At 67.7% G+C, this 770-nt stretch carries 2 pseudogenes; both read right to left on the bottom strand.

What is annotated here, in order from left to right:
* Positions 1-472 (bottom strand): annotated as a pseudogene (locus F6Q13_RS18430) (Asp-tRNA(Asn)/Glu-tRNA(Gln) amidotransferase GatCAB subunit B); the annotation flags it as partial.
* 50 nt (positions 473-522) lie between these two features.
* Positions 523-770: pseudogene (locus F6Q13_RS18425) on the bottom strand (ionic transporter y4hA); the annotation flags it as partial.

Here is a 770-nt window from a genome sequence, read left to right as displayed (position 1 = left end):
CGTGGATGCGGCCGGTGTCACTGCCCAGGTGGGTCAGCTTGCCGGTGTCTTCCTCCATGTGCGCGCGTTCGATGCCGACCCGCCAGCTGGTGCCGTCCGCCAGCGGCACGTCGAGGTGGCCGTTGACCGCGATCGGCTCGTCGTCCTGGGAGATCTGGTAGTTCTTCGGCATGTCCGGATAGAAGTAGTTCTTCCGGGCGAACCGGCACCACGGCACAATCTCGCAGTTCAGCGCCAGCCCGATCCGGATCGCCGCATGCACAGCGGCCTCGTTGAGCACCGGCAGCGACCCGGGCAGCCCCAGGCACACCGGGCACACCTGGGTGTTGGGTTCGGCGCCGAACGTGGTCGGGCAGCCGCAGAACATCTTGGTGGCCGTCGACAGCTCGACGTGCACCTCCAGGCCCAGCACCGGCTCGTAGCGGGCGACGACGTCGTCGTAGTCGAGCAGCTCGGGGGCGGTGACCGTCATAGGGCTGATCCTAATCGCGCCGCACGGCGCGGCGGGCGCCACGCGACCGCTCACGGGGCGATGACCGCGAGGAACAAGTACGCAGCGAGCAGCACCAAATGCACCTCGCCTTGCAGCCGGGTAGCCCGACCCGGCACCACGGTCAACACGCTGACCACGACGGTCAGGGCGAACAACACCATCTCGATGGCCCCGAGGCCCAGCGCCAGGGTGTCATCGGTCCACATCGAAACGACCGCGATTGCCGGGATGGTCAGCCCGATGCTGGCAATCGACGAACCGTAGGCGAGGTTGAGGC

This window comes from Mycobacterium sp. (assembly GCF_008709575.1).
Taxonomy (GTDB): Bacteria; Actinomycetota; Actinomycetes; order Mycobacteriales; family Mycobacteriaceae; genus Mycobacterium.
The sequence above is the reverse complement of the archived record's forward strand: the minus strand, read 5'-3'. Positions and strand labels throughout refer to the sequence as shown.